The organism is uncultured Roseibium sp. (assembly GCF_963675095.2).
Lineage (GTDB): Bacteria > Pseudomonadota > Alphaproteobacteria > Rhizobiales > Stappiaceae > Roseibium.
Genome location: NZ_CAXXSJ010000021.1, coordinates 14,752 through 38,862, shown reverse-complemented (window position 1 = coordinate 38,862; position 24,111 = coordinate 14,752). Strand labels below are relative to the sequence as shown.

At 60.3% G+C, this 24,111-nt stretch carries 22 protein-coding genes and 2 pseudogenes; 2 read left to right on the top strand and 22 right to left on the bottom strand.

Going from position 1 to position 24,111, the window contains the following annotated elements:
• Nucleotides 1-5: 5 nt before the first annotated feature.
• The 12 genes from ABIN98_RS08095 to ABIN98_RS08040 all read right to left on the bottom strand — a co-directional run bounded on the left by ABIN98_RS08095 (nt 6) and on the right by ABIN98_RS08040 (nt 9,592).
• Complete coding sequence (locus ABIN98_RS08095; protein ID WP_346909010.1) at nt 6-257, bottom strand: DUF6455 family protein; 252 nt, start codon at nt 255-257, stop codon at nt 6-8.
• Between the two features lie 20 nt (nt 258-277).
• A complete protein-coding gene (locus tag ABIN98_RS08090; RefSeq protein WP_346909009.1) occupies nt 278-772 on the bottom strand; it encodes a TRAP transporter small permease subunit in 495 nt (164 codons plus the stop codon).
• A 10-nt stretch (nt 773-782) separates the two neighbouring features.
• A complete protein-coding gene (locus ABIN98_RS08085) occupies nt 783-2,087 on the bottom strand; it encodes a TRAP transporter large permease (protein ID WP_346909007.1) in 1,305 nt (434 codons plus the stop codon).
• 72 nt (nt 2,088-2,159) lie between these two features.
• A complete protein-coding gene (locus ABIN98_RS08080) occupies nt 2,160-3,173 on the bottom strand; it encodes a TRAP transporter substrate-binding protein (RefSeq protein ID WP_346909005.1) in 1,014 nt (337 codons plus the stop codon).
• A 53-nt stretch (nt 3,174-3,226) separates the two neighbouring features.
• Entirely contained in the window at nt 3,227-4,489 is a 1,263-nt protein-coding gene (locus ABIN98_RS08075; protein WP_346909003.1) for a hypothetical protein, read from the bottom strand.
• Nucleotides 4,486-4,989, bottom strand: a complete 504-nt coding sequence (locus tag ABIN98_RS08070; protein WP_346909001.1) for a hypothetical protein — start codon at nt 4,987-4,989, stop codon at nt 4,486-4,488. The genes ABIN98_RS08075 and ABIN98_RS08070 overlap by 4 nt, the downstream gene beginning before the upstream one ends.
• Nucleotides 4,986-6,140, bottom strand: coding sequence for an FAD-dependent monooxygenase (locus tag ABIN98_RS08065; protein ID WP_346908999.1), 1,155 nt, complete (start codon nt 6,138-6,140; stop codon nt 4,986-4,988). The genes ABIN98_RS08070 and ABIN98_RS08065 overlap by 4 nt, the downstream gene beginning before the upstream one ends.
• A complete protein-coding gene (locus ABIN98_RS08060; RefSeq protein ID WP_346908997.1) occupies nt 6,137-6,898 on the bottom strand; it encodes an Asp/Glu racemase in 762 nt (253 codons plus the stop codon). Before ABIN98_RS08060 ends, ABIN98_RS08065 begins: the two co-directional genes overlap by 4 nt.
• Before the next feature lie 15 nt (nt 6,899-6,913).
• Entirely contained in the window at nt 6,914-7,174 is a 261-nt protein-coding gene (locus tag ABIN98_RS08055) for a hypothetical protein (protein ID WP_346908995.1), read from the bottom strand.
• Complete coding sequence (locus ABIN98_RS08050) at nt 7,174-7,878, bottom strand: VOC family protein (protein WP_346908993.1); 705 nt, start codon at nt 7,876-7,878, stop codon at nt 7,174-7,176. The genes ABIN98_RS08055 and ABIN98_RS08050 overlap by 1 nt, the downstream gene beginning before the upstream one ends.
• Nucleotides 7,879-7,913: 35 nt before the next feature.
• Entirely contained in the window at nt 7,914-9,425 is a 1,512-nt protein-coding gene (locus tag ABIN98_RS08045; RefSeq protein WP_346909028.1) for an AMP-binding protein, read from the bottom strand.
• A complete protein-coding gene (locus ABIN98_RS08040; RefSeq protein WP_346908991.1) occupies nt 9,422-9,592 on the bottom strand; it encodes a hypothetical protein in 171 nt (56 codons plus the stop codon). The genes ABIN98_RS08045 and ABIN98_RS08040 overlap by 4 nt, the downstream gene beginning before the upstream one ends.
• Nucleotides 9,593-9,755: 163 nt before the next feature.
• Here ABIN98_RS08040 and ABIN98_RS08035 point away from each other — a divergent pair, with 163 nt between their 5' ends.
• Nucleotides 9,756-10,499, top strand: coding sequence for a TetR/AcrR family transcriptional regulator (locus ABIN98_RS08035; RefSeq protein ID WP_346908990.1), 744 nt, complete (start codon nt 9,756-9,758; stop codon nt 10,497-10,499).
• 429 nt (nt 10,500-10,928) lie between these two features.
• Nucleotides 10,929-12,194 (top strand): gephyrin-like molybdotransferase Glp, encoded by a 1,266-nt coding sequence (glp, locus tag ABIN98_RS08030; protein ID WP_346908988.1) that lies wholly within the window; start codon nt 10,929-10,931, stop codon nt 12,192-12,194.
• A 77-nt stretch (nt 12,195-12,271) separates the two neighbouring features.
• On the opposite strand, the gene mog is transcribed toward glp, so the two are convergent.
• The 10 genes and pseudogenes from mog to ABIN98_RS07980 form a co-directional block, all read right to left on the bottom strand.
• Nucleotides 12,272-12,796, bottom strand: a complete 525-nt coding sequence (mog, locus tag ABIN98_RS08025; RefSeq protein ID WP_346908986.1) for a molybdopterin adenylyltransferase — start codon at nt 12,794-12,796, stop codon at nt 12,272-12,274.
• A 3-nt stretch (nt 12,797-12,799) separates the two neighbouring features.
• A pseudogene (moaA, locus tag ABIN98_RS08020) lies at nt 12,800-13,817 on the bottom strand (GTP 3',8-cyclase MoaA).
• Nucleotides 13,810-14,457: a carbonate dehydratase gene (gene can / locus ABIN98_RS08015; protein WP_394701464.1), complete on the bottom strand. Its 648-nt coding sequence runs from the start codon at nt 14,455-14,457 to the stop codon at nt 13,810-13,812. Before can ends, moaA begins: the two are co-directional and overlap by 8 nt.
• On the bottom strand, nt 14,447-15,019 hold the full coding sequence (locus ABIN98_RS08010) for a hemerythrin domain-containing protein (protein WP_346908982.1): 573 nt from the start codon (nt 15,017-15,019) through the stop codon (nt 14,447-14,449). Before ABIN98_RS08010 ends, can begins: the two co-directional genes overlap by 11 nt.
• Before the next feature lie 11 nt (nt 15,020-15,030).
• A complete protein-coding gene (locus ABIN98_RS08005) occupies nt 15,031-15,849 on the bottom strand; it encodes a peptidylprolyl isomerase (protein ID WP_346909026.1) in 819 nt (272 codons plus the stop codon).
• 103 nt (nt 15,850-15,952) lie between these two features.
• Complete coding sequence (gene narI, locus ABIN98_RS08000; RefSeq protein ID WP_346908980.1) at nt 15,953-16,672, bottom strand: respiratory nitrate reductase subunit gamma; 720 nt, start codon at nt 16,670-16,672, stop codon at nt 15,953-15,955.
• Between the two features lie 11 nt (nt 16,673-16,683).
• Nucleotides 16,684-17,406 carry a nitrate reductase molybdenum cofactor assembly chaperone gene (gene narJ / locus ABIN98_RS07995; RefSeq protein WP_346908978.1) on the bottom strand — a complete coding sequence of 241 codons (723 nt, stop codon included), beginning with the start codon at nt 17,404-17,406 and terminating at the stop codon, nt 16,684-16,686.
• Entirely contained in the window at nt 17,406-18,944 is a 1,539-nt protein-coding gene (gene narH, locus ABIN98_RS07990) for a nitrate reductase subunit beta (protein WP_346908976.1), read from the bottom strand. The genes narJ and narH overlap by 1 nt, the downstream gene beginning before the upstream one ends.
• Nucleotides 18,941-22,678, bottom strand: a complete 3,738-nt coding sequence (locus ABIN98_RS07985) for a nitrate reductase subunit alpha (RefSeq protein WP_346908974.1) — start codon at nt 22,676-22,678, stop codon at nt 18,941-18,943. Before ABIN98_RS07985 ends, narH begins: the two co-directional genes overlap by 4 nt.
• 33 nt (nt 22,679-22,711) lie before the next feature.
• A pseudogene (locus ABIN98_RS07980) lies at nt 22,712-24,082 on the bottom strand (NarK family nitrate/nitrite MFS transporter); the annotation flags it as partial.
• Nucleotides 24,083-24,111 lie beyond the last annotated feature (29 nt).

Below are 24,111 nucleotides of genomic sequence, written 5' to 3'. Positions count from 1 at the left end.
CGCTGTCAGGATTTATCTGAGAGGTCTTCGAACAGATCCTTGTTCAGGCAGTAATCCGGGATCTCACCTTTCTGGGTATCTCCTTGAAGGAGCACGCGACAAGCGCAAGTTTCGGTGCAGTCCGCGCATTTCAGGATTGCTGCGCGCAGGGTTTCCGGGTGAAGGTCTCCAGAAGCTACCCTGGCTCCGACATCAGCTCCGGCACGCTTTGCCATACGCGATGAAAGATCAGCATGATCGTCGAGTTTCTTGAACATCGGAATGCTCCTTTGCTGTGTCACGTGTTCGCTTCGAGGAACCGTAATCTCCCACTCGCCTTGGCAAGCCCGACCACGAGGCAAAGTACTGCGCAGGTGAACAGCGCGGCCGCCACTGGCATGTGGTAAAGGGTCGGCGACCAGCCATGCACGCCCATGGTTCGGCCGCGGGAGGCCAAGTGCAGCCCCTCCTGGAACACCAGTTTTGCCAGCAGGCCAAGAACAGGCGCGGCAAGCAACAGCCAGACGGCCTCAAGGCGCGCCTTGTTGCGATCAGCAAGCTTGTAGGTGCCGATCTCGACCACGAGGTGTTTGCCCGTGACGAAGGCAGCCGGGATGGCGCAGCAGGTCAGAACGATCTGTGCGAACGTCATGTAGTCGGAAACGCCTGGAACATAGAACAACCCTGCATTTCGAAAAACAACATCGACCGCTACGATCATGCCCAGGAAGAACAGCGCAGCACTGGCAAGGGCAATCAACAATTCGGCGAGGACCTTGAAAAATCGGATCATTGCAGTCTCCTCAGTTGAACAGCAGGCCTGGAAGCCAGAGCGTCAGAACCGGTAGCGATATCAAAAGCGCTACGCGTACAACATCGGCGGCAATAAAGGGCATCACGCCTGTGAAGGCCTGGCCAAGTCGGATTTCCGGATTCATCGCGTTTATGACGAAGACGTTGATACCGAAAGGCGGCGTCATCAGGCCGATCTCGACCACCATGACCATGACGATGCCAAACCAGATCAGGTCATATCCAAGATCCTGGACGATCGGATACAGAAACGGCGTCATGATGAGGACGATCGCGATGGAATCCATGAAACAGCCCAGGATCACGAGCAGGCCGATAAGCATCAGCAACACCACAAAGGGCGGCGCATCAAGGCCTGTAAAAAAAACAACAATGGCCTCGGGCAGACGGGAAGCCTCCATAAAGTACTGGAAGAACTCGATCCCGATCAGCATGAGGAAAATCATCGCACTGACGTACGCGGAATCGCGCAACGCCACGAACAACTCCTTCCACCCGAGTGTTCTACTGAAGGCGGCGATCGCTCCCACAGCTACTGCGCCCACGCCCGCACCTTCAGTCGGTGAAAAGAACCCTCCGAATATTCCGCCCATGATGATGACGAAGGCCAGGCCGATCCCGGAGACAGCCCGGAGCGCGGCCCATTTTTCGACCCGGCCCGACCGGGCCTGTGCGGGACCGTCTCCCGGGCGGAGGCGGACCCAGATGAAAATCGCCGCGCAGTAGAGCGAGATCGCGATCAGGCCGGGAACGATTCCGGCTGCGAACAGGCGCCCGACTGATGTTTCGGTCAGGTAGGCATAGATGATCATCAAAAGTGAAGGCGGGATCAGGATCCCCAGCGTTCCGCCAGCACCGACAGAACCGGCGGCCAGTTGCGGCGAGTAACCGTAGCGCAACATTTCAGGTACCGATATGCGCGTTACCGTGGTGACGGTGGCAAGCGAAGAACCGCAGATCGCGCCAAAACCGCCACTGGCAAGGATGGTGCCTGCCGCCAGACCACCCGGATAATGCCCTATGAAGGCGTTGGCCGCGCGGTAAAGCGCCTTCGCCATACCTGTCTGCACCGCGAGATTGCCCATAAGCAGAAACAGCGGCAACACCGACAGCGTACTGCTTGTCAGAACGTGGACAGGCGAACTAGCGCCAATAAATTCCACCGTACGCCATCCATGCATCGCCCAGGTCCCACCCAGGCCAACAAAGATGAGCGCGAGACCAATGGGGGCGCGCAGCATGATAAGCAACAACAAAGCGCCAATGCCCAGGAGGCCAATGACTTCGGTGGACACAATCGGATCTCCTCGCCTGTCCGCATATTTCAGGTAGCATCGACAGCCGAATGGCTGCCGATGTCCGGTAGCTTAGCCGCCGACCTTGCCCAACTCTTCGACAATCCGATCACGGACTTTGAAAGCCGGCAGACCGTCATCAGCGAGCCTTTGCAGATAGGTGTCGATCACAGGCTTGACCTTTTCAGCCATGGCCGCCCGGGTCTCGGCGTCAACCGTGATCGCCTTGTTGCCTGCGTCTGTCCACTTCGCCTTCGCCTTTTTATCGGTGGCCGTGAAACAGCCGGCGACCTTCATCGAGGCGGGGGTGCCGGAATGCCGGTCGATGATCGCCTTCACATCGTCAGGCAGCCCGTCATAAGTATCCCGGTTCATCACCGTGAAGCCGACGGCGCCGCCAAAATTGACTTCGTAGTGCACCTTGGCGACTTCACCTACCTTGAACGCGGTCGCCGTGGTCCAGGTCGCCAGCGTGCCGTCGATCACTCCCTTTTGCAGGTTTTCGTAGGTCTGAGGCGCGGGAAAGGATGCCACCTGGGCCCCGAGTGCCGAGAGCGCGGCAAGCTGTACTTCACCAGCGGTCCGGACGCGCAAGCCATCGAGATTTGTCAGATCCGGCACTTCGGAACGCATATGGAACTGGTAGGGCGAGGTGAGCCAGAGGTTGATGACTTTCACATCGCCGAGTTCATCCTGCAGAAATTCCGGCAGAACCACATCGTTGAGCACCTGGGTCGCCTTTTCATGGTTATTCATCATGAAGGGAATGGCGATAATTTCCGAAAGCGGGTGCACTCCTTCGTTATAGGTCAGCATGCCGAAGGAAATGTCGGTGATGCCGCGCGACGCCATATCGTATTGGGCGTCCGCAGATCCAAAGCCGGAACCGCCGAAATATCGCTCCACCTTCACCTTGGTGCCTTCATTGGCCTCCAGTTCCTCCACGAGCGGCATCATCGAGCAGGCGAAAATCGGATTCCGCTCGCTCACGAACGCGCTAAACTTGATCGTGACATCCTCGGCCAGGGCCGGAGTCGTCAGTAGTGCCGCCAGGCTGGCAGCCAGTAGTTTCGTCTTGATGGTCATGTGTCTTGTCCTCCCTGTCACATGAGTCATGGCGCTGGGTTTGCGCGGAAATTTCATGAAAATCGGTGTTCCGACAGCCAGGTAGCGATCGCCTGGCCGGCGAGAATTTGTCCGTTGGGCCTGTCGGGATTGATTGGGCGGCCGTGATGATTGCCGTGGATGCGATGACGCGCCTTGTTTTGCGAAGCGATGGCGTTGAAGATCCGGTTTGCCTCGGATGGAAAAACGCTGTTGTCGCCCGTGTACTCGATCATCAGCACCGGCTGAGTGATTGCAGGCGCACAGCGTTCCATTCCCGCGTTGGAGTGGAATGCGGACCAGTTCGAAAGCCAGCTCTCCGGCGTGCACACGCGAGCAAAGCCGACACTGCCATAGTTGGAAGCTGTCTGATTGGCACCCCAAAGCGTTCCGTAGGCGCGGTCTGAAGGCTCCAGTGACAGGTCAAAACAACGCGGATCCGCGTCCGTGCGCCAGACCTCGAAGATTGGCGTCCAGGCGGCAAGGATCGACGCGTCACGGTCACCCGTGGCCCTGGCGCGTTTTCGTGCTTCCGCTTTGCGCGCGAGGCTTTCCAGCGCGAAGGCGTCGATCCGCCTGATCCGGTCAGCTTGTGCTGCCCGATACTTTTCCAGAAACACCGCAGTGTAGCTGGCACTTTCTGGCGGCAATGCATAACCGTTTTCCGGAGCGAAGGCCGAAAGACTTTCATCGGATTGCAGGGGATCCTTCTCGTCGACAACCGAAGGATCTATACAATTCAGCAGCAATTGCCCCTGCCCCAGGTGAGCAGAGACCAAAATCACCCCATCCGGTGGCGGCATGTCCGCTGTATCCAGCCCGATCGGACGTCCACCCGGCGATTTTCGAAGTCGCGCCTCGGGCGCAAGGGCCGATTGTTCGCAGTAGAAGGCCGCCAGCGGACCGCCACCGGAGGTGCCTTGAAGAACTGTCTTTTCGAAGCCCTTCTTGCGCAAAAACACCTGCCCGGCGGCCATATCCAGTAGGGCTTTTTCATGTTCCAGGCGGATATCATTGCCGGGCGAACGCGCACCCTGGATCCATACCGCGACGCCAGCCTCAAGAAGGTCCGGAACGAGATACTGGGTCACATTCATCTCGCGCGGATGCATCAGGCAGACGACTGTCCGCTCTCCGCCTCGTTCGAAAAGATAGCCGGTCACCGGTGCCTTGTCGGCGGTCGTCAAGGCATGCGCCGTCATCCGAACGTCAGCGGGTAACCGGTCGGAATTCCACTTGGTCCCGCGCAGTCCTGCGGTTGTTGTTGCCGTTCTCGGTTTCACTGCGGTGTCTGTCATCGCATCACCTGTTTCAGGAGATCGGGGATCGAGCCGGCGGCGTCCTGATAATTTTCCAGAACTGCTCTCACACTCCCGGGGATCGGTATCGAAGCCTTGCGGTCATCCGCCCTGACATAGATCGCGGAAAGCCTGCCCATGAAGACCGGAGTACCGTCATCGCAACGGCGCGCATCGATCAGAAGATCCGTGGTGCGTTTTCCGATCCGGCCGACGTGCAGTTCCATCACGAAAGCGTCCTCGGGCCAGAGCGGCCCCATGAAGACCAGTTCCATTGCCTTGCCGGGTGTGCCGTAGTCCTGGTCCACGGTCGGCCGGCCGATCGGAGCGTTCATGACATGGGTGCGGAAGAGATGCGCAGCGGACAGCATGTACAGCGGGAACTGTCCGGCAAAGACCACACCCGCCGGGTCGCATTCCGACCACCGGGTGCGCCGTTCCACCCTGAAGGGTACGAGCGACACAATGGCTTCCGTCGGGATTGGCAGGGCGTCGGTCATCCGGCCTCCACATACCGCCGGGCCGGGCGCTGCGCGACGTACCGCTCATAAAAGTCCGGCGCATAGGACTTCAAACGATCGTCATCAACCCGTCCGGTTCTCGTCAGGAAGCCGTGTACAAAGTCGTCCAGACCGGACTGCATATGCGCACGCATGTCCTCGTACCACTCGAAGCTCTTGACGGTTGCCGACGTGAACAGGTCCCGCGTCTTCCTGCGGGTGTCGACATAGGCAGCCAGAGTGGCCGGTATATCCTGTTTTTGATCCACGAAGGCCTCAAACAACGCGAGGGCGTCATCCATGGCCAGACGCGTTCCGGAGCCGATGGAGTAATGCGCAACCCGCAAGGCGTCGCCGATCAGCACCGCCCGGTCATGGGACCAGTCATCGACTGTGGTTGCGTTAAACTGCCGCCAGACCGACTTGTTTTCCCGCAGTTCCTCACCTTCGAGTTCGGTTTCGAAGATGCGCTCCATCAAGGCTTTGCGCTCGGCGTCGGACATCTGGTCCAGACCGGCGTCTTCCCAGGTACGGGCATCGCACTCGGCGACGAACGTGCTCTTGTTTTCGGTGTAGGCATAATAATGAGCGACGAACACGCCGCCCTCGGCATGACGGAACGCAAGCGCATTCGGCGTCAGGGCCTTGTCAACGCCATACCAGGCAAAACGATTGCCCAGTACACGGGATTTCGTGCCGAAGTACGGATCCCAGAACTCACGGACGATGGAGTTGGCCCCGTCGGATCCGACAACCAGATCGTAGGCAGCCAGGTCTGCTTCGCTTCCGATGCGGTTTTCATGGCTGACGTGCAGACCGACATCCCGGCAAAGGGTTTCCAGAACTTCCAGCAATTGCAGGCGCTCGATGGCCCCTCCCGAATGGGCATAACGGACGAGAATACGCTCATCGTCGATGCTGATGCCCTGAACATGATTGAACACCATGCGCTCGGCGAGCCGGTCATGCACCTCGGCATCGGCCTGCCGAAGCCGGTCACGCGCAGGGCCTGCCAGTGTAACCCCGAAGCCGTAGGTGGCATTTTCCGGGTTCTGCTCGAAGATATCGATTTCGATGGAAGGATCATGGCGGCGCACCAGGCGGGCAAAGAAAAGACCAGCAGGTCCGCCTCCGACGATAGCAATCTTCATGCCGGTTCTCCCTGCAGCTCGCGGGTTGAATGTCCAGCATCGGGATCGAGATTCAGCGTACGCAGCATCGCCCGTGCGGTGCATTCAGCGGTGGAGGTAACCGGCATGCCGAGCTTCTTTCGTGCCTCTTCTAGCGTCTCCAGGGACGGCATCTGCACGCAAGCCGAGAGCACAACCGCATCGGCACCATCTGTCTTCAGTTCGTCCAGTCCGGAGAGCAGCCGTTCGCCGGGTATCCGGCCGACTTCCTGGTTGTCGGTCACACTGAAATTGCGATAATCGCGGACCTCAATGCCTTCGTGCTCCATGTATTCGACCACGATCCGGGCAAGCCCGTCGGCATAGGGCATCAGGAGAGAGACGGACTTGTGCCCTGCCCGCTTCAGTTCCGCGCACAGTGCCCCTGCTGAAGTCACCACCGGGAACGCCTTGCCTTCCCGGGCCGCGATCGTTGCAAGTGTCTCCTCGGACTTGCGGTGATAGCCCTTGCCCATCGCCATGATCGCAACGAGACAGGCATAACCGGCCACGTCGATCGGCGCGTCGGACAGTTCTGCTGCGCAGCGTTGACTGTCACAATCCATCGCCGCCAATTCCTCTTGCGTAACGTGCTTCATGCGCATTCGCGAGGAATGAAACGTGAAACGGACATCCTCCCGTCCAGCCGCATAAGCGTTCAGGAATGCAGGCACTTCCGTTTCCATCGTGGTGTTCGAACTCGGGACGATCTGCCCGATCCTGTATAGGCGTCTGGTCATGGAGATTCCTTCCCGTCAGAGCGGTTTATTCGTCCCGATGATGGTGACTGTCTCGCGTCCCCATTCGGTGATCTCGCCGTCCAGACCGCCGGTGAACATCCCGTACCAGAGTGCGGGCTTCATCTGCATTTCCGTGCGATTGAAGGTCATCGGCCCGGAACACTGGATCATCCAGTATCCCTTGCGCGCTTCGGTCACGCTGTATTCAGGGCGCTTCCGTGCGGCCTCGACCACAGGCCGGAATTCGGGCACGTCGACGACATAAAGACGGGGCATCACTCTGCCTCCAGATAGGCGTCGACAAGCGCGGCCTTGCGGCGCCAAACCGTGTCGATGTCAGTCATCTTTTCGCCTGCCGCACGGGCGGCATCTTCCAGTTCGATAGCGGCGCGCAGGGTCAGTTCGGCGTCCCGGGCGTCGATCTCTTCGACATCACGAAGGCGTAGGGTTATCTCCAGCGGATACCCGTTCGGATCGCGAAAATAGATCGACTCAAGGCCTTCGTGACGGGTGTAGGGCGAAACGGTCATGCCGCGCCCTTCCAGGGTTTCCTTCCACTGCTCAAGCTCTTCGCGGCTTTCGACACCCCAGGCCGTATGGGTGGCCGAGTAGAAGTGGCTGTCTTCGGGCAGGTATCTCTCGGGGCGGTCCGCGCCGATGTAATAGAAGAAGGCAATAGTCGCGCCGTCTCCCGCATCGAAGAAGAAATGCAGGAAGTCCGGGTGACCCGGGTGCCCCCAGCCGCGGGCACTGATCGTATGGATTAGAGGCAAACCCAGAACGTCGCGATAGAAAGTCACCGTTTCCCGCAGCTTCCAGGTTGGTCGGGCGCTGTGATCCACGCCGTGAAGCTTCAGTTGAATGCCGTCATCGGCTTGCGTTTTCAGACTGGTGACGTCCACATCGCGGGTGCGATACGCGCGCTTGGTCGTATAGGCCGTATCCTGGCGCGCTTCCGAATGGAGGGTTTCCACGGTCATAATCGGTCTCCTTGGGTGGAAAATCGAATGAGAATTCAGGCGGTTGCTTTTTCCGGAAGCGGCGCTGGCGCAAGGCCCGCCGCCAATTCCCGCAACAAAGGTTTGGACAATTTCCCGGATGAGGTTTGAGGGAATGCGTCAACGGCTTCGATCCGCTCGGGCCACTTGAATTTGGCCACTCCCGCCGCCTCCAGGAAGGTCCCGGCCTCCTTGACGGATGGCGCGTCCTGGCCCTCGACCGGAATGACAAAGGCACAGGCCTTCTCGCCATAATCCGGGTCCGGCATCGGCACGATTGCGATGGCGCCAATGGAGGGATGGCGGATCAGGTACTGCTCGATCTCCAGGCAGTTGATCTTCTCGCCGCCTCGACTGACCACATCCTTGACCCGCCCCTCGAACTTGAGGAAAACCGTGCCATCGATTTCATGCAGACTCATTAGGTCGCCTGACCTAACGTACCCATCGCTGGTAAAGGCTTCCGCGTTGCGCTCCGGCGCGTCGAAATACCCCCTGGTCGAACACGGCCCCTTGAAGCAGAACTCACCCTGCTGACCGAACGGCAGAATTTCTTCCGTCACAGGATCGATCACCCGGAAGTCGTCGAGGGCGCTCACTGGGCGGCCGACCATCTTGCGCCAGACGACGTCCGGATCACCGGGTTTGCCGTAGCAGATGATACCTTCTGTCATACCGTAGAGCGGCAAGGTCACGGCGCCGGTCAATTCGGCAATACGTGGTGCGTTCCCTGCGGTGGACAAGCGGGCGCCCTTGAAGTGTTCGCCTACCAGAACGCCCTCGTTGTGCATCTTTACGAGCAGCGGCAGCGGGATCGCCATCCAGTTCGGCCGGCAGGCTTCGATCGTGCGGGCGAAGGCCCCAGGATCCATCTCCGCACTGCAGACGACGCATCCGCCCGACCACAGGACCGAGCCCCAGTAGCAGACGATCGGTGCGTTGTGCATCATCGGCGCCGGTGAGAAAGCAACCGTCGTTTCGTCGATCCCGTGAAAGGCCGCCGTCGCGCGGATCTGGTAGAGATATTCGTTATGAAAGCGCGGGATGATCTTGGGCGTGCCGCTCGTGCCTCCAGACAACTGGAACACCGCAACCTGGGCAGGGTCGCGTGGCACACGGCTAAGGATATCCAGCGCTTCGTCTCGTGAAAGACAATCTGTCAGATCCGCCAGCGTTTTTACATGACCATCCCCGTCGCCTTCACCGGTGGCGAATATGGTCAGCGCCATATCCGGCAATTCTTCCCGGACTTCCCGCGACAGGGCGACGAAATCGAACTTCTTGGCATCGCCGTGGACAATATGGGCGCGAGCGCTCGAATGTGCGGCCAGGAAGCCGATGTCCGCTTTGCGGTGGGCGGCCAGGGTGCAGACCGGGATCAATCCCGCCTTCAGGCAGGCCAGGAAGAGGATCACAAGCTCCGGACCGTTCAGAAGCTGAAAAATCACTCGATCGTTCGGCTTCAGACCAGAGCGAAGAAGGCCAGCACCGATCAGATCGGTGCGCAGATCGAGTTCGGCGAAGGTCAGGCTCGAAGAGCGGTCGCGTAAAGCCGGGCAATCCGGAAACCGTCGGCCAATGCACGAAAGGCCTCAGCCATGGTTTCATCCGTAAAGATTCCCAGCCGGTCATATTCGTTCACATCTTCTCTGGACGGGTAAACCACGCCGGCAATCGGCTCTTTCACGAGACTCACGCCTTCCTCCCTTGACTCGGTTCGCACTGTTGAGCATCATTTATCTGCACATTCGTCAAAAAATCAACACCTTCATCAAATTTTTTGCAAAGCCGTCAAATTCGTCATAGCCGAGACGGAGATTTTCCGTTAATTTAAAGATAGATAGGGAGGAGCTGTCGAGATGCCCGTTACTGACACATCCGTCAAATCACTCGAAAATATTGAACAGAATGACTCGTCGAAGGACGGTCGCAAGGCCCTCGTCGAAAAGCAGCTGATGGAACAGGCATGCATCATTTTCGCGAAAAAAGGCTACTCGGGAACCACACTCTCTGACATAGCGGAAGCGGTCGGTCTTACGCGCGCGGCGGTCTACTATTACTTCCGCAACAAGGAGGCGCTGCTCGAAGCAATCATGCTTGATCTCACCAGCGCTCCCATGCGCGAGATCGAAGCCTGGCGGAATGATGCCCCATCTGACTGTTCCGAACGCCTGCGAAGCTTCATCATCTTGCGCATACATGGCATTTTAAGCCGGCAGATTCAGATGCGGATGATCGAAGTAACGGAAGCTGTTCTGCCGCCCGAGCTGAAAGAACGTCACACCGAGGCCAAGCGTCGGATTCTGGATGAATACCGCACAATTCTGCGAGACGGCATGCAATCGGGCGTGTTCCGTGCCCAGGATGACAGGGTCGCAGCTTTCGGCATCATCGGCATCGTCAACTGGACAACGACCTGGTTCGCTCCAGCACGCAGCCCGTCAGTTGACCAGATCGCAGAGCAACTGGCCGACATGGCAGTGCGATCGGTGGCCGTGTCTGCAGATCGCCAACAGGACTTTACGAACCCGGAAGCCGCGCTCAAGTGCTTGCGCGAAGACCTCGATCAGCTGGAACATGCGTTGAAGTCGCAGCGCATGTAGAACCGGCATTTTCATTCACAACAAAAACGCATACAAAACAAACATACAAAATGAATTCTTATTAATTTCTATACTATTGATTATATTGAAATATTTGAACTTCGCAGAGAGTTCAAATCTCTCCGGCAGCACCATTTTCAAGCTAGACATATCAATAACTTGTTGGTTTCGAAGGACAATTTCTTCGCGCTGTTCCATTACGCCATCGCATTGGAAGGTTGGACTAGATGTCCGGACACCCTGTGTAATGCGCCCCTCCGGGCAGGCCTAGCAGAAGGCGAATGGAACCGTCTCCCTGAAAGCGTATTTCCCGGCGCAAATCCTTTGGTTTTTGACTGGCATCAAATACCCGGCGGCGTTTCTCCGCTATCGATGGAAACATCATAAATTGGGCTTCGGCCGATGACCCCGTTTCCAGGAAGTTCGACCATGTCAGAGACCGTCCAGACAGATTGCTGCTCCGCTGCAGCCGATACGAAAAAGCCGCTGGCGACCATCGAACAGACGATCGAGCGCGCGATCGGATTGTGCGCCCCGGTCGAGGGCACCGAGGTCGTATCGCTAGCGCAGGCGGTCGGGCGGACAGCCGCCTTTGACGTGATCTCCTATCTCGAACTGCCGCTTCGCGATCATTCCGCGGTCGACGGCTACGCGCTTGGCGGAACCGGTACCGGGCCTTTCCGGATTGTCGGCAGGACGACTGCGGGCGAGACCGCCGCGAAGCGGCTGTCGTCGGGACAGGCATTGCGGATCATGACCGGAGCACCGGTTCCGCCTGACACCGAAGCGGTCGTGATGCAGGAGCATGCGACGGTTTCCGGCGATCAGGTGACCGCCGACTTCGCCGTTCCCGCCGGCGATAACATACGCTGCCGGGGCGAGGACGTCTCCTCCATGGACACGCTGGTCAGGGCGGGCGCGCGGATCGACCCGCGGCATGTCGCGATCCTGGCGGCCAGCGGCTACCAGGGGCTGGAGGTTCGCCGGAAGCTCCGCGTCGCCCTGCTTTCGACCGGCAACGAATTGCGCGATCCCGGCGTCGGCATGGGACCGGGCAGCATCTTCGACACCAACCGTCCGATGCTGCAGGCACTCCTTGCCGAGGAACAGATCGACATCACCGACCTGGGTATCAAGCCGGACAAGCGCGACGTCATTTCCGCCTGCCTGGCCGAGGCAGCCGAGCATCACGACCTGATCATCACCTCCGGCGGCGTATCCGTCGGTGAAGAGGACCACATCAAGCCCGCAATCCTGGATGCCGGCGGCCGGATCGAGAGTTGGAGCATGTCGATCAAGCCGGGCAAGCCGATTACCCTGGGCCGGCTCGGCAATGCGGCTTATCTCGGGCTACCGGGTAATCCCCTGGCCTGTTTCGTCGACTTCCTGCTGGTGGGGCGGCCGATGATCGAGACCCTGGAAGGACGACTTGCGTTCATGCCCTCGCCGCAGAATGCAATCGCTGCCTTTTCCTGGGAGCGTCGCGCCGGACGGCGAGAATTCTTTCCCGCTACTGTGGTCGATATGTCCGACGAAGGTTTGCCGGTCATCGAAAAGATCGGCCGCGCCGGATCCGCCCGTCTGATGCCGCTGATCGAAGCCGACGGTCTTGGCGTCGTCGAAAGCGAGATCAATTCGGTTGAGCCGGGGACACGGCTGAAGTTCTTCCCGTTCCGAACCCAAATGATGCTCTAAATTCGGCGCCTCCGGCCGCACGAAACCTGCTTCGGCAGGTTTCTTCATCGTGATCAGACGCCGTTTTTCTTCAATCCCTACTTTTTCGGGCGGTAGGCTTTCAGAACGTCCGGATCCGTCTCGATATAGCCGGCGCCGATCAGGTCGAGGCCGTAGGGGATGGCTGGGAAGACGGCGTTGAGGCAGACCTCGATGCTGTTGGGCGAACCGGGCAGATTGACGATCAGGGTCCTGCCGCGCACGCCGGCCGTCTGCCGGGACAAAATGGCGGTCGGCACATAGTTCAGGCTGATCTGGCGCATCAACTCGCCAAAGCCCGGCAATTCCTTTTCCATCACAGCCTTCATCGCTTCCGGCGTCAGGTCGCGAGGCGAAGGTCCGGTGCCGCCGGTCGTCAGCACCAGGTCGACACACTCCCGGTCGCACAGGTCGATGAGGGCGTCGCGAACGGATTCCATGCCGTCTGGGATGACCTTGATCTCGATTCCGATCGGCGTGGTGACTGTCTTCTTCAGCCATGCCTCCACCGCCGGACCGCCGAGGTCGGTATATTCGCCTCGGCTGGCGCGGTCGGAAATGGTCAGGACAACAGCGCGAAACATTCATCAGCCTCCAAGCACGGACATGGTTCGGGCAATCCCCTTGCCGTCAGTCGCGCCGATATGAAAATCATGACAGGCCGGTTTGGTCCAGACCGCGGAGCGGATAAGACCGGCGACTTCGATATTGCTTTCCGAGCGGCGCAAAGCATCCCTTGAGGTCGACGCTGCCTTCGTGGCCCATGCAGGTGTAAAGCCGACCGGTACAGCTCAGCCGCAGCCGATTGCAGTCGGCGCAGAAGTTGCAGCTCATCGGCGCGATGAAGCCGAGGCGGCCAGCGGTCTCGGCAACCCGGACATAGGATGCCGGGCCGCCGGTGCTGTCCGCGACCGGAGTGAGCGTCCAGCGCCGCGCGAGATCGGCTTTAAGGTCATCGAGGGACAGGAAGCTGGCAGCACGGGTCTCCTTGGCGCCGCCGAGCGGCATCTCCTCGATGACGGTCAGGTCCATGCCGCCGGAATGGGCAAAGCGGATCAGCTCGTCGAGTTCGGTTTCAAAAACACCTTTCTGGGCTACGGCGTTGATCTTGACCTTCAGCCCGGCATCGCGGGCCGCATCTATGCCGGCCAGGACCCGATCAATCCGTCCCCAGCGGGTGATCTTGCGGTAGCGGTCGGGGTTCAGAGTGTCGAGCGAGACGTTGACCCGCCTCACGCCGAGATCTGCCAACTGCCTGGCATAGCGTTCCAGCAGCGTGCCGTTGGTCGTGAGCGCGATTTCATCCAGTTCACCGGCCTGAAGATGCCGCGACAGGCCTTCGATCAGGCTCAGGATATTCTTCCGGACCAGCGGCTCGCCGCCGGTGAGGCGGATCTTGCGGACACCGTGATCGATGAAGACGGTCGCGAGGCGATAAAGCTCCTCGAGCGACAGCACATCCCTGCGCGGTAGGAAGGTCATGTGCTCCGACATGCAGTAGGTACAGCGCAGGTCACAGCGGTCGGTCACCGACAGGCGCAGATAGGTTGCGTTCCGACCGTGGCGGTCGGGTATGCCAGTCGGGCTCTGTTTCAGCTCAGTCATTGCCGTTGCATGCCTCTGCCGCAAATCCCGCGCCGGCTTCCCCGCAGCTGCAGCCGCTCCTGCGACAGTCCAGGTCGCGCAGCAGACCGTCGTTCAATCCGTAGACCCAGCCATGGATGCTGAGTTTCTTGCCCCGTTTCCAGGCCGACTGGATGATCGGCGTCCGGGCCAGGCCGGCCACTTGCGCCTCGATGCTCAGTTCGCACAGACGATTGAGCCGGGTCTCGGTATCGTGGATGGTTTCCAATTCGCTGCTTCGATCATCGGCGACATCGCGGATCGGCTGCAGCCAGTGATCGATGATCCCGTGGCGATGGCCGTCCATGGCCGCGCGGACACCGCCGCAGCCGTAGTGGCCGCAAACGATGATGTGGCCTACGCCGAGCGATTCCACCGCGAATTCCAGCACCGACAGGAGATTGAGATCGCCCCGGTGAACGAGATTGGCAACGTTGCGATGGACGAAGACCTCGCCCGGTTCCAGCCCGGTAATGACGTTGGCCGGAACCCGGCTGTCGGAACAGCCGATCCAGAGGTATTCCGGCCTTTGCAGGGCCGACAGGCGCTTGAAGTAGTCCGGGTCCTCCAGGAGTTTCCCGGTTGCCCAGCGGCGATTGTGTTGAAGAAGATCAGTGAGCATTTTCCGGTTCCGGATAGGGTGCACCATGGCGGGCCGCCATGCGGAGCCCGAGGTTGCGCAGGTCCTCAGGCGAAAGCCGTACCCGTGCCAGAGGCAGGATGATGGCATTTTCGGCGGTCAGATGCCGCCGCTCGTTTTTTGAAAACCGCATCAGAAGATTACGGGTTTCGAGGTTGCAGGCCGGGAAGGGTCCGCGGCCGCCGAACGCTTGCAGAATGGTTTCGGCGTCGAAGGCGTCGAGGGCATGGTCATGACTGAGCTCGGACAGAACGTCCCCGATCCGGTCTTCCGGCCTGGCCCGACGGCGTAGAAGCGGAAACAGGTCCTCTTCCTCGTCGCGGACATGCAATCCGAAATCGCCCCGCAGGAAGGCCGTGATCGCCGTTACGGTTTCGGCGTCGGGCGGAGCGTGTTCGGCCAGATCATCGAGAAGGCTGCACAAGGTCCGCTGGCGGAAATGTTCCGCGAAGAAATAGTCGAGAGGTTCGGCAAACAAAGCGGGCGGTGGAGGATGGTTCAGAGCCTCCAATGCCAGCCGTCTTTTTTCCTGTGACCGCTCCATCTCCTCCCCTCCTATTGCACCAGGGGACCTTCCGTCTGTTCGAATGACACACCGGATATCGTCGCGTTCGAGGCGAGAATTCCGATGTACTGGGACACGGCTCTGGACCAGCTTGCCGCCTCCAGCCAGGCCGAGATGCGCTCATGAACATGGTCGAAGGGCAGGTCCTTGCCCGGGATTGCCCGATCGAGCGCGATGACGTGAAACCCGAAGCGGGTTGCGACCGGCGCTTTGGAGATTTCGCCTTCCGCCATCTCCTCCAGTGCTGCTTCGAATTCCGCGACGGTTTCGCCGCGGCTCACCTGACCGAGACGCCCGCCCTCCCCGCTCGACATGCAGGCGGAGTATTCCGCCGCCGCATTGGCAAAGCCGGACGGATCCGCGTTCAGGGCTTCACACAGTCCCTGCGCGGTCTTTCGCGCCGCATCGCGGGCGCCGCGGTCGTCTTCATGGGCGGCCAGCAGAATGTGGCGGACCTCGTAAAGCGGAGCACTGCGGAACTTCGCGCGATTGTGCTCGAAGAACCGTCGGCATTCTTCCTCCGACGCAGACGGCGCCGGGACTTCGCGCTCCATCAGCACGCGGATGCGCGCGTCGTCCGGGGTTTCCGTACGGCCGTCTTCCTCATCCAGATCGACATCACCGATCTGCAGGCGCCGCGCCTCCTGTATCAGGAGTTCGCGGATCACAAGCGCGCGGGCGGCGGCCTGAACGGCTTCGCCGGGATTTGCGGCCGGGTGGTTTTGCGCTTCGGCGAGAATGTCCGCCTCCGCAATGGTCACGCCGTTGACACTGGCCTCGTCGAAAACCGGGCGGGCCTTCGGCGGAATCCTGGTATCGGGCTCGATGTAGCCGTCGTAGCTGCGCTGCGGCCCACCCGGTGCTTCCGGGTGGGTTTTCAGCGTCGGGTTCTGATAGATCGTCGCCATCATCCTACTCCGCGGGCAGGCGAACGGTTGAAGGCCGGCGTTCCTTGGCCCGGACGATCTGGTAGCCCGGCCGCCAGATATAGCGGACCGGTACACTCAGCATGTGCACCAGACGGGTGAAGGGGAACAGGAGCAGGATCGTCAACCCCAGGACCAGATGCAGCTTGAAGATGATCGAGGCTTCGGCGACGAAGGCGGACGCATTGGCCTTGAAGGTGAAAATCCCCTGGGCCCAGCTCATGAACTTGACCATCTCATGGCCGTCCAGATGCTGCAGCGACACCGGGATCGTCAGCAGGCCGAGCGCAAGCTGGATCCAGAGCAGAATGATGATCAGCGTATCGGACGTGCTCGATGCCGCGCGCACCCTCGGATCGTAGAGCCTGCGGTGAACCAGAAGCGTGGCGCCGACGATCGCCATGATGCCGGCAACGCCGCCGGCAATGATGGCGAGGAGCTGTTTCGCCCCATGGCTGATGCCCAGCGCATCGAAGATGGCTATCGGCGTCAGCAGGCCGATCAGGTGACCGAAGAAGATCACCAGCACGCCCACGTGGAACAGCACTGAGCCCCAGATGAGCTGCTTGCGGCGAAGCAATTGGCTGGAACCGGACCGCCAGGTGTAAGGCTCGCGGTCGTAACGGACGATCGAGCCCAGGGCCAGGACCGCCAATGCGATATAGGGATAGATCCCGAACAGGAACGTGTTGAGGTAACCGGACATGGCCTTTCCTCCTAATGCGTTGCTTGGGCTGACGGGGCCGACGGATCGGCCGGCTTGCGGGCAGCCGCCCGGATCTGCCTCTGCAGACGGTCCGGACCGCAACTGTTTTCTCCGGCATTGCCGCCGAAGGTGACGACCTCTTCTTCCCAGATCTTGTCCAGGGCTTCGAGATCGGTCGGATCGTCTTCCGGAATGCCGAGCAAGCTCCTGACCAGGGACCGGTCAGGCTTTCCCAGAGCCAGGGACTCCAGCACCGCAAAGACGTTGCAATAGATTGACTTGCGCTTCTTCAACCGCTCCTTGAGCGCGGTCAGAATATGCGCGGTCTGGCCGATGAGTTCCGCGGCCTCTTCCTGTGGCAGCAGGGAAAGGTATTCAAGGAACATTGGCAGATAGTCCGGCAATTCCTTGGTATCGACCTCGAACCCGTTGGCTTCGTAGGTCGCCATCAGGTCGACCATGGCCTGGCCGCGGTCACGGCTCTCGCCGTGCACATGTTCGAAGAGATGCAGAGACAGGGTCCGTGTCCGGTCGAACAGGAGCACGTAGCGCTCCTGAACATCGTAGAGATCGTCTGCGGCAATGTCCTTGATGACTGCCGTAAGCAGGCCCCGGCGGCGGTCGCCGAGAGCCTTTTCGTCCTCCAGGGCTGCAATGAGGTCTCCGGACGCTGCCTGAAGTTCCTCCGTCGGATAGGTCAGAAGGAGGGAGATGACCTTGAGCGTCTTGTTCATCAGACCTGCTCCTTGAAGATGTCGGCCGGTGTCTGGACGGTCTTCGTCCTCTTGGCGCCGAACAGATCCTGAGAGGACGTGCCGCCGGAGCAGCCGTTGCCGAAGGAGAAGCCGCAGGACCCGCGGACGTCATAGGCATCCTCCGAGATCTCGCGATGCGAGGTCGGGATGACGAAGCGATCCTCGTAATTGGCGATCGCCATCACGTGGTACATGTCCTCGATCATCTGGCCGGTCATGCCGACCTTCTCGGCAACCACCTCGTCGATGACGCCGTCGACGGTCTTGGCCCGCATGTAGGCGCGCATGGCGAGCATGCGTTCCAGGGCGTGGACGACCGGCTCTTCTTTGCCCGCGGTCAGCAGGTTGGCGAGATAGCGCACCGGAATGCGCAGGGAGCGCACGTCCGGCATATTCCCCTCCATGCCGATCTTGCCGGCTTCGGCCGCCGACTGGAGCGGCGACAGCGGCGGGATGTACCAGACCATCGGCAGCGTCCGGTATTCCGGATGCAACGGGAAGGCGACCTTCCACTCCATGGCCATCTTGTAGACCGGGGAGTGTTTGGCGGATTCCAGCCATGCTTCGGGAACGCCGTCCTTGCGGGCCTGTTCGATCACCTTCGGATCGTTCGGATCCAGGAAGATCTTGAGCTGTTCCTCGTAGAGATCCTTCTCGTCATAGGCCGATGCGGCTTCCTCGATCCGGTCCGCGTCATAGAGAACGACGCCCAGATAGCGGATACGGCCGACGCAGGTTTCCGAACACACGGTCGGCTGACCGGCCTCGATGCGCGGATAGCAGAACACGCACTTCTCGGACTTTCCGCTGGACCAGTTGTAGTAGATCTTCTTGTACGGGCAGCCGGAGACGCACATGCGCCAGCCACGGCATTTTTCCTGGTCGATCAGGACGATGCCGTCGTCCTCACGCTTGTAGATCGCACCCGACGGGCAGGAGGCGACACAGGCCGGGTTGAGGCAGTGTTCGCACAACCGCGGCAGATACATCATGAAGGTATTTTCGAACTGGCCGTAAATTTCCTTCTCGACCCCTTCGAAGTTGACATCCTTCGACCGCTTGGAGAATTCGCCGCCCAGGATTTCTTCCCAGTTCGGACCCCATTCGATCTTTTCGATCCGCTCGCCGGAGATCACAGACCGCGGACGCGCGGTCGGCATGGTCTGGCTTTCCCTGGCGGTCTGCAGATGGCTGTAGTCGAAATCGAACGGTTCGTAATAGTCGTCGATTTCCGGCAGATCCGGGTTGGCGAAGATGTTGGCAAGGATGCGCCACTTGGCGCCGGCCTTGGGCTGGATCTTGCCGTTCTTCTTACGGACCCAGCCGCCGTTCCACTTGTTCTGGTTTTCCCATTCCTTGGGATAGCCGATGCCGGGCTTGGTCTCGACGTTGTTGAACCAGGCGTATTCAACGCCCTCGCGGTTCGTCCAGACGTTCTTGCAGGTTACGGAACAGGTGTGACACCCGATGCACTTATCGAGGTTCAGCACCATGCCGATTTGAGCACGGATTTTCATTCTGCCGCCTCCTTGTACGGGCCTTCCATCCAGTCGACCTTTTCGAGCTTGCGCACGACCACGAATTCATCGCGGTTGGAGCCGACTGTGCCGTAGTAGTTGAAGCCGTAGGACTGCTGGGCGTAGCCGCCGATCATGTGGGTCGGCTTGGTGATCGCCCGGGTGACGGAGTTATGGATCCCGCCACGCTGTCCGGTGATCTGCGAACCCGGCGTGTTCACGATCTTCTCCTGCGCGTGATACATGAAGATCGTGCCTTCCTTCATGCGCTGGGAGACGACCGCGCGTGCCGTGATCGCACCGTTGGCGTTGTAGACCTCGACCCAGTCGTTATCGACAAGACCGGCCTTGGCAGCGTCCACTTCGGAGATCCAGACCACCGGCCCGCCTCTGTTCAGCGTCAGCATCAGGAGGTTGTCGGTGTAGGTCGAATGGATGCCCCACTTCTGGTGCGGCGTGATGAAGTTCAGCACCACGTGCGGCTTGCCGTCGGACTTGGCTTCGATCGCCGGATTGACCGACTTGGTGTCGATCGGCGGCCGGTACACGCAGAAGGCCTCGCCGAAGGCCCGCATCCACAGGTGATCCTGATAGAGCTGCTGACGGCCGGTCAGCGTGCGCCACGGGATCAGTTCGTGGACGTTGGTGTAGCAGGCGTTGTAGCAGACCTTCTCAGATTCCAGACCCGACCAGGTTGGTGAGGAGATGATCTTGCGCGGCTGCGAGACAATGTCCCGGAAGCGGATCTTCTCGTCTTCCTTGGGGATGGCGAGATGAGTGTGATCGCGGCCGGTGTTCTTGGACAGAGCCTCCCAGGCCTTGACCGCCACTTCCCCATTTGTTTCCGGCGCGAGCGTCAGAATGACCTCGGTCGCGTCGATGTCGCTGTCGATCTTCGGACGGCCCTTGGTCGGACCTTCCTCCGTGACAACGCCATTGAGCTTGCCGAGAAGCTCGACCTCGTGCTCGGTGTTCCAGGAAATCCCCTTGCCGCCGTTGCCGAGCTTGTCCATGAGCGGACCAAGCGCGGTGAACCGCTTGTAGAGGTTCGGGTAGTCGCGCTCGACCACGGCAACCGTCGGCATGGTCTTGCCGGGAACCGGATCGGTTTCCCCCTTCTTCCAGTCCTGGACATCGAACGGCTGGGCCAGTTCGCCCGGCGTGTCGTGCAGGATCGGCACCATGACCACATCCTTCTCGACGCCCAGGACTTCCGGAGCCACTTCGGAGAACTTCTTCGCAATGCCCTTGAAGATATCCCAGTCGCTCCGCGCTTCCCATGCCGGATCCGCGGCAGTTGTCAGCGGATGAATGAAGGGATGCATGTCGGAGGTGTTGAGGTCGTTCTTCTCGTACCAGGTGGCCGTGGGCAGAACGATGTCGGAGTAGACGCAGGTGGTCGACATGCGGAAGTCCAGCGTGACCAGCAGGTCCAGCTTTCCTTCCGGTGCCTCGTCGTGCCACTTCACTTCCTTTGATTCCGCAAGGCCTTCGGCCCCGAGATCCTTGCCCATGACGCCGTGAGAGGTGCCAAGCAGGTGCTTGAGGAAATATTCGTGGCCCTTGCCCGATGAGCCGAGCAGGTTGGAGCGCCATACGAACAGGTTGCGCGGCCAGTTGTGCTCATCGTCCGGGTCCTCACAGGACATCTGCAGGGAACCGGATTTCAGGGCATCGGCAACATAGTCCTTGGGTTCGATGCCCGCCGCTGCGGCCGCCTTGGCGACGTCCAGCGGATTGGTCTTGAGCTGCGGCGCCGACGGCAACCAGCCCATGCGCTCGGCACGGATGTTGTAGTCGATCAGCGCACCGTCCCAGGCACCATCGGGTGCCGTCGGCGACAGGATTTCGTCCACCTTCAGGGTCTCGTAGCGCCACTGGTCCGTGTGCGCATAGAAGAAGGAGGTAGAGTTCATGTGCCGCGGCGGACGGCTCCAGTCGAGACCGAAGGCGAGCGGCAGCCAGCCCGTTTGCGGGCGTAGCTTCTCCTGGCCGACGTAATGGCTCCAGCCACCGCCTGACTGGCCGATACAACCGCACATGATCAGGAGATTCATGATCCCCCGGTAGTTCATGTCCATGTGGTACCAGTGGTTGATACCGGCCCCCAGGATGACCATGGAGCGCCCATTCGTCTTTTCCGCATTGGAAGCGAACTCGCGGGCGACCGTGATGATGTGATCCTTCGGCACGCCGGTGATCTTTTCCGCCCAAGCCGGGGTGTAAGGCAGGTTTTCGTCATAGGACGAAGCCGAGTTCGGATCCTTCAGGCCACGGTCGAGACCGTAATTCGCCGCGAACAGGTCGAAGACGGTTGCGACAAAGGCCTCGCCGTCCTTGAACTTGACCTTCTTCGCCGGGACGGAGCGTACCAGCACGCTTTCGTGATCCGTGCCTTCGAAATAGTCGTGCTCGCGGTTGCCGAAATAGGGGAAGGCGACCGGTGCGATCTCGTCGTGATCCTCTTCAAGAATGAGGCTCATCTTCAGATCGACGTCCTTGCCCTTGCCGTCCTTGGCTTCCAGGTTCCACTTGCCCTGCTCGCCCCAGCGGAAGCCGATGGAACCCGACGGCACCACGACTTCGCCTGTCGCGGAATCGACCGCAACCGTCTTCCATTCCGGATTGTTCTTCTCGCCGAGGGTGCGGGCGAACTCGGACGCACGGACGAGACGATCCGGCACCAGATGGCCGTTTTTGGCGACCAGCCGGACCAGCATCGGCATGTCGGTGTAGCGCTTGCAGTAGTCCTCGAAATACGCAGCCTGACGGTCGAGATGGAACTCGCGCAGGATGACATGGCCCATGGCCATGGCGAGCGCCGCATCGGTCCCCTGTTTCGGGTGCAACCAGAGGTCCGAGAACTTTGCCGCTTCCGAATAGTCGGGCGAGACCACGACCGACTTGGTGCCCTTGTAACGGACTTCCGTGTAGAAATGCGCGTCGGGTGTCCGGGTCTGCGGCACGTTGGAGCCCCACAGCATCAGGAAGCCGGAGTTGTACCAGTCGGCCGATTCCGGCACGTCCGTCTGCTCGCCCCAGGTCATGGGGGACGCCGGCGGCAGGTCGCAGTACCAGTCGTAGAAGGACATGCAGGTGCCGCCGAGCAACGACAGATAACGGGAACCGGCGGCGTAGGAGACCATGGACATGGCCGGGATCGGCGAGAAGCCGATCACCCGGTCCGGACCCCACTTCTTTGCCGTGTAGGCATTGGCCGCAGCAATGATCTCGTTGACTTCGTCCCAGTTTGCCCGGACGAAACCGCCGAGGCCGCGCACCTTGATATATTCGGCGCGTTTCTTGGGATCCTCCTGGATCGCGGTCCAGGCGCCAATCGGCGTCTTAACCGCCCGCTCCTTGCGCCACAGCTTCAGGAGCCGCGAGCGGATCAGCGGATATTTCACCCGGTTGGCCGAATACATGTACCAGGAGTAGCTGGCACCGCGCGAACAGCCGCGCGGCTCATGGTTCGGCAGATCGGGCCGTGTGCGCGGATAGTCGGTCTGCTGGGTTTCCCAGGTCACGATCCCGCCCTTGACGTAGATCTTCCAGGAACACGAGCCGGTGCAGTTTGCGCCGTGCGTCGAGCGGACGATCTTGTCGTGTTGCCAGCGCTTGCGATACGCGTCTTCCCAAGACCGGCTTTCGTTTGTCGTGACACCATGACCTTCAGAGAAGGTACCGGTGGTCTTCTTCGCCAGGAAATTCAGGCGATCCAGAAGATGTGACATGATGGAATTCTCCTCTCCTTTTTACGCGTCGGTTCAGCAGGGAACCGGCGCGCCTTTGCGGGAGTAGTAGGCCCAGGTGATCACCACGCAGACCGCGTAGAAGATACCGAAGCACCACAGGGCTGCTTCAGGGCCACCGGTCAGCCCGATCGAGGTGCCGTAGGCCTTCGGGATGAAGAAGGCGCCGTAGGCCGCGATTGCCGAGGTGAAGGCGATGATCGCAGCACTCTCACGCTCGGACTGCTTCAGCAGGACATCGCCCTGCAGCTGCGGCATCAGACGGGGCACTTCCTGACGCATGATCGACGGGATCATCTGGAAGGTGGAGGCATTGCCGACACCGGTCAGGAAGAACAGGGCCATGAAGCATGCAAAGAAGCCCCAGAATGCGCCCGGCTGTTCCTTGATACCGAGGAAGAAGAGCACACCGCCAACCGCAATGATCATGCCCAGGAAGGTCCAGAAGGTCACACGGCCGCCACCGAACTTGTCGGAGATCCACCCGGTTGCCGCCCGGCTCAGCGCGCCGACGAGCGGGCCAAGGAAGGCGTAGGACAGTGCATCGACGTCAGGGAACTGGGTTTTCATCAGCAACGGGAAGCCGGCGGAATAGCCAATGAAGCTACCGAAGGTGCCGGTATAGAGGATGCACATGATCCAGTTGTGCTTGCGGCTGAAGATGATCGACTGTTCCTTGAAGCTCGCCTGGGCCGAAGCGATGTCGTTCATGCCGAACCAGGCAGCAATCGCGCTGACGGCGATGAACGGCACCCAGATGAACCCGGCGTTCTGGATCCAGAGCTTGGAACCGTCGGCAAGGGACTGCGGCTCGCCACCGATCGCGCCGAAGACGCCCGCGGTGATGACCAGCGGCACGACGAACTGCATCACCGAAACGCCGAGGTTACCGAGGCCCGCGTTGAGCGCGAGGGCATTGCCCTTGGTCTTCTTCGGGTAGAAGTAGGCGATGTTGGCCATCGACGAGGCGAAGTTGCCGCCGCCGAAACCGCACATCAGCGCCAGGATCAGGAAGGTTGTGTAGGTCGTGTTCGGATCCTGGACCGCAAAGCCGATGCCGATCGCCGGCAACAGCAGGGACGCGGAGGACAAGGCGGTCCATTTTCGGCCGCCGAAGATCGGGATCATGAACGAGTAGAAGATACGCAAGGTTGCGCCGGACAGGCCTGGCAGCGCTGCCAGCCAGAAGCGCTCGCCGACCGAGAAGTCGAAGCCGATTGCCGGCATCTTGGCGACAACGACCGACCACACCATCCAGACCGAGAAGGCCAGGAGCAGGTTCGGGATGGAGATCCAGAGGTTGCGCGTCGCAATCGCGCTGCCCTGCGATTCCCAGAAAGCCGGATCTTCCGGACGCCAGTCGGTCAGCACCCGACCGGTATTTGCTTGAGCTGCGGTATTCGATGCCATGGGAC